The 5,179-nt window shown below is 39.4% G+C and carries 6 protein-coding genes; all 6 read right to left on the bottom strand.

Going from position 1 to position 5,179, the window contains the following annotated elements; translation table 11 throughout:
- Positions 1-980, bottom strand: a 980-nt coding sequence (locus tag CIK89_RS00555) for a hypothetical protein (protein WP_094389492.1), incomplete at its 3' end; no start/stop codon positions are given.
- A gap of 16 nt (positions 981-996) precedes the next feature.
- The gene (locus CIK89_RS13685; protein ID WP_216820456.1) at positions 997-1,830 is read right to left on the bottom strand and encodes a hypothetical protein; all 834 of its coding nucleotides are present in this window, start codon (positions 1,828-1,830) and stop codon (positions 997-999) included.
- A gap of 90 nt (positions 1,831-1,920) precedes the next feature.
- Positions 1,921-2,307, bottom strand: a complete 387-nt coding sequence (locus CIK89_RS00545) for a hypothetical protein (RefSeq protein ID WP_094389491.1) — start codon at positions 2,305-2,307, stop codon at positions 1,921-1,923.
- A gap of 161 nt (positions 2,308-2,468) precedes the next feature.
- Positions 2,469-3,464: a virulence protein RhuM/Fic/DOC family protein gene (gene rhuM, locus CIK89_RS00540; protein WP_094389490.1), complete on the bottom strand. Its 996-nt coding sequence runs from the start codon at positions 3,462-3,464 to the stop codon at positions 2,469-2,471.
- A gap of 82 nt (positions 3,465-3,546) precedes the next feature.
- Positions 3,547-4,038 (bottom strand): 3'-5' exonuclease, encoded by a 492-nt coding sequence (locus CIK89_RS00535; protein WP_094389489.1) that lies wholly within the window; start codon positions 4,036-4,038, stop codon positions 3,547-3,549.
- Between the two features lie 2 nt (positions 4,039-4,040).
- Positions 4,041-4,949 carry a YafY family protein gene (locus CIK89_RS00530; protein ID WP_094389488.1) on the bottom strand — a complete coding sequence of 303 codons (909 nt, stop codon included), beginning with the start codon at positions 4,947-4,949 and terminating at the stop codon, positions 4,041-4,043.
- Positions 4,950-5,179 lie beyond the last annotated feature (230 nt).

Raw genomic sequence — 5,179 nt, 5'->3', positions numbered from 1 at the left:
TAACCTCCTTGGCTATCAGTAATAGTTATACCATATTTCTCGTCTATTTTGTACCTATGATTCTTTTCTTGATAGGCTATAAGATTTATTGAAGATGTTACTTGTTGAACAATACTCTTTATATTCGAGATCTTAACTTGCTTATTATTAGATTTCTTATGGTTGTAAATTCTATCTTCGTATTCTTTAATTTGTTTAGCACATCTTTTACGAATTAACTCAACGTCAATGTTTTCATAATTTGAAACTTTTAATAGAGAAGGAAGAACTGAGGCGACAAGTTTTATTTCTTCATTCGTTTTATAAGCAGGATGCGGAATACCAATACAGTATTTTTTGTTCAAAATACCTACAAATATATTTCCACAGATATGCTTGTACTCAAACTGGAATAGTTGGGAAGACTTCGACAAGCGACAGAGTCTTTCAAAGCATTTCTTTCCACTTAGAAAAATTATATTATTAGGGGTTGTTATATGTATTAAGTCAAGTGTATATGGGATTGTCTCTGTCAATAAGGACTCACTAATTCCATCAGCTTTTTCCGTACTGAAGAATGATGCATTCGTTACAATAATCTTACTATCATCATTTATAACAGTTGAAAGTGCTGTCTGAGACAAGCAACTTTTTAGCCCTGCCCAATATTTCCATTTTTTATGATTGTCCCAGGATGATGTTTTCCCTTCTTCTTTGCAATAATTACCTTTCCAAAGATGATTTTTGTCGAGTGGATTATTGTACAAGTATGACCAATTCTTGTTTTTGCATTGTTCTGTGTATGGAGTTATACCATATGGATTGCCTGGATTAATTCCGACTATCATCAATTCGGGCTCTTCTGAAAGCAAAGAGAGATCAGATTGTGTATAATATGCAATATTTACATCATCACGAGTTGCTATCTGATGGTACGCTTTCACTGTATCTTCTGCCCATTTCTCAAGTTTAGCTTGAATATTATTTTGCTCGTTATTCATTTCACCCTCTGTGTTATTAAATTATTACTATTGATATTTCCATACAACCTTTAGCATTAATATGGAGTTTCCTTGTCTGCCAAACAACATTCAAGCCATCCATGCAATCGGCTAGTTTTTCAAGTAAGCCTGAGAGATCAGACGAACCACATAACGTTACAACGACTTTCTTTGAGGAACGTAGTTGGGCCAAGTATTCATTTCTGATAGCGTCAATGATGCTTTGAATTTGTTCTTCAACGTTGGATCCCTTTCCTTTGATGCGAGCTTCATATACGCAATCTGCATCGTAGAGGTCTTTGAGGTCATGGTAATCAACGGAAACAAGGCCATGTTGCTGCAATATTCCACAAACAACAGCATCGATGTTTTTCCACTGATAGGGCCAAGGGCCTTGGCAAGCATTATATTCAGCAATAGCCGCTTTACGCTTTTTGTCAAAGTCGCGTCCTGCCTGTTCAAAATCCTCATCAGAGATTCTTCCAGCACCATGAAGTTCACTAAGTGAAGCATAGTTGTCATAAAGACTGGGCTTTCTGCAACTCTCAAGGTATGTTATCGACTTGCCTTTGAATTCTGCATAAGCGATTTCGCGTCTGGTGCTATCACCAATATAGCCACCCACATTGATGACAAAGATTTCATCTGCCAAGTCAATCTTTGCCAGGTGCTGGCGATCCAACATATCTTTCACACCCTCTGTCCATACCTCATCATCACCAGAGTGGCCAAACAGCCCCACAGAAATAACGATGTTGCCTTCAAGTGTCAGACGCTTTTGCGCTTCCAGGAATTCATCCTTGAAACGAGTGCTACCACAGAGGGTTATAACCTTAAATCCATTAACCATAATTCTTATATATCATTTTTGGTGCAACAAAGATACTACTTTATTTTGAACAATAGAGCGTATTAACATAATTTCGTATAACTATCCATTTTATTTAGGACCATAATAGGTCATTTCCCAAAAGAGGCCAGCTGCCAACTCCACCTCGCTGATTTCAACGTCTTTATCTACTCTCACTTTCATGCTCAAAACTTCGATCATATCTTTCTGGTCTGCTACTGCGTAGCAAAAAACATTTTTCTCTTTAACATGGCAATTCATATCAATGGATGGACTTGTATGCTCCCAACGAGATACAAGTCGGATATGGCGATTCGTAGATTGTGTCTCACATTCGGTCCATTTTTTATAAAGACCTCTGAACACCTCAATACTCGCGTCAGAGAAATGCCGCCCACTATTCACCATAAAGAGGTGATTTAAATGCGGTAGTATGCTTTCAAAGTCATACTTCTTAAATAATTCTGATACTGTCATATCGTTACATCTTTATAGTTCACGATGCAAAGATATAAGAAAGGTGTGCCGTATTGGGGCACACCTTATAAAAACATCATTATTATTATCTTTTCTTATTTCTCTTTCTTATATGAGTATAATAATGTAGAGTGGATATGTTGATAAATGACGTAACTAGTTCAGTTCTTCTGATTAATCAGATTGACTACGACTTTCACCATCACGTCTTTCTCTTCTGTCTTGCTCTCAGCAATCATCAGAGTTAGTGCTACGAGGGTGTTATCAGCCAGGCGTTTTGAACCGTCTTTGCGATAGAGAATACCATTATTGTTCAGGAACCACAAGAATAGCGTGGCTGCAATGCGTTTGTTGCCATCACTAAAGGAGTGGTTCTTCGTTACCAGATATAGCAACATGGCTGCTTTCTCCTCCACACTGGGATAGAGTTCTTCGCCTCCAAAGGTCTGATAGATCTGGCCAATACTGCTCTTGAAGGAGTCATCCTTCTCATTACCAAAGAGTGAAGAGCTACCAAATTTCTCACGTAAACCACTGATGGCTTCCATTGCATTCTCATAAGTGGCATGGAAAGACTCCTGCTTCGTGATTTTGTCTATCGTCAGTCGTTCGTAGTCGTAATTATCAAGTGTATCAAGCGCGTAGGTGTAATCGACCACGACATTCAGTAACTCCTGTGTTTCTATTGTATCCGACAATTCCTGATTATATAGCGTACGCCCTATCACTTGAACCATCTGGCGTAGTTCGCCAATATGCTCCTTGCGGATACGTTCATTGATGGCATAACCTTTTAAGAGGTATTGCTTCAAGACTTTGTTGGCCCATTTCCTGAACATCACCCCTCGACTACTCTTTACACGATATCCAACAGATGTTACCATTTCTAGGTTGAAATACTCCTTGTCATGCGTCTGAGTTTTATCCTTCATAGCACCATGCTGAGTGGTAGACGCAAATTTTGCGACTACCTCTTCGGAGCCGGCCAGTTCCTCTTTTAGCGCATTATTTATATGCTTGCTGATAGTTTTATAATCTCTGCCATACAATGTCGCTATTTGCTGGCGATCTAACCACAGCATTTCTCCTTCCATCCTAACATCAAGTTGAATGGAGTTGTTCTCGTCTTTGTAGATTACAATCTGATCTTTTTTCATACAACTTAATTATTTGCAAAGATACATCTTTTTATTAATATAGTATGCAAAAAACGAAAATGTTACATATTTGAAGGAAGTTTTATAAAATTTCTCTGGCTATCCAGGCGCAGGCTTCTGCATCAGCAAGGGCATGATGATGATTAGCCAGATGATAACCACAGTATTCTGATACTGTATGCAACTGATGGTTGGGTAATTGTGGAAACGCTTTGCGAGAAGCCACACATGTACAGTAAAACTGATAATCCGGATAATCCATCTGATAGCAACGGAATACGGCTTTCAGGCAACTCTCATCAAAAGACTTATTATGGGCTACAAGGGGCAATCCCTCAATAAATGGCTCTATCTGTTTCCATACTTCTGGGAATATGGGGGCTTCTTCTGTGTCCTTACGAGTAAGACCATGTACCTGGCTACACCAATAATTATAGTAGTTGGGCTCTGGCTGAATCAGAGAGTAGAAAGTATCCACTATCTCACCATCACGCACTATCACTACACCCACTGAGCAAACACTAGTGCGCTCGTTGTTGGCCGTCTCAAAGTCTATAGCAGCAAAGTCTCGCATAATCAATCTTCCTTGTATTTATTCCACATGTGTTTGCAAATCTCAGCCACCTCATCACGAAACCATTTAGGCTCCAACACCTCAATATCGCAGCCCTGTGAAAGGACCTCCTGCCGGAAATCGAAGGTGGGGCGCAGACGAACGGTAAAGATACTGTATTCATCAGTCCGCTCAACCTCCTGTTGAGTATGATGTAAGGTGAGGGAACGGAGATAATTGGCTTGGCCTGAAGAAACCTTAAACTTAACAGTCTCGACCTTGACATTCTGATCAGCTATGATACCCAAACAATCATAGAAAAACTCCTCTGGTACAAAGTCTTTAGGATACTTGAAACTTGTCTCTTTTAATTCCATCCATTGAACACGGTCAAGAGCATAAATCATGATCTTATCATAATAGGGGCTACGACCAACAATATACCAACGCTGCTTAAAAGCTTTCAGGCAATAGGGCTCTATCTCAAAGGTGTTTGCCTCGTCTCTCGAAAAGCTTTGATAGGTCATGCCAAGCACTAGGTTCTTCTTCAGTGCCTCAAGAATGATGGGCAGATACTGTTCGCCATCTGGAATCTTCTCAAATAGTACCTTATCTTTAATACTTACGTTCTCTATCATCAGGTTGCTCACCGTCAACGTATTGAACAGCCAGCTGCGCATGGATCCGCTTCTCAGTTCGTCAGCATTCTCGATATAATAGCGGTATCTGCCACTCTGCTCGTTTTCAATGATGAGGCCAAACATCTCTTCAATAGCTATACGCCATTTATGAAATGTACGCAAGGGAAGTGGATTACCCTCGCTCAAGTCGTTGTCAAGCCAACTCTGGTTAATCTCCTCGTATGTAATCTTCTTGGCCTTATAGATAGTTTCTACCAGCCAGACATACTTATTTAATAAGTTCTTTGCCATAGTTTTATCGTTTGATGCTGCAAAGATACAAAAAAAGGTGTGAATTATTGAGGCACAGGTTTGAAAAAACAATTGATTTTGAAATCATCTTTTGTGTTCCAATTCACTAGTGTCCACTAAATAAATTTAAGACTTAATTCTCTTACAGTTTGTAACTTCTCGGCAGGTTCGCTTTTGCCGAGCAAATCTACGAGAGGGGTTCTGTCCAACAATGAGTCAGATAATATTCT

The sequence above is a fragment of the Prevotella sp. P4-119 genome, assembly GCF_002251345.1.
GTDB lineage: Bacteria > Bacteroidota > Bacteroidia > Bacteroidales > Bacteroidaceae > Prevotella.
The sequence above is the reverse complement of the archived record's forward strand: the minus strand, read 5'-3'. Positions and strand labels throughout refer to the sequence as shown.

Bases quoted from the DNA above. Each gene is read 5' to 3' on its own strand.
- CIK89_RS13685 (WP_216820456.1), bottom strand. From the start codon at position 1,830: ATGGTTAATGGATTTAAGGTTATAACCCTCTGTGGTAGCACTCGTTTC.
- CIK89_RS00545 (WP_094389491.1), bottom strand. From the start codon at position 2,307: ATGACAGTATCAGAATTATTTAAGAAGTATGACTTTGAAAGCATACTA.
- rhuM (WP_094389490.1), bottom strand. From the start codon at position 3,464: ATGAAAAAAGATCAGATTGTAATCTACAAAGACGAGAACAACTCCATT.
- CIK89_RS00535 (WP_094389489.1), bottom strand. From the start codon at position 4,038: ATGCGAGACTTTGCTGCTATAGACTTTGAGACGGCCAACAACGAGCGC.
- CIK89_RS00530 (WP_094389488.1), bottom strand. From the start codon at position 4,949: ATGGCAAAGAACTTATTAAATAAGTATGTCTGGCTGGTAGAAACTATC.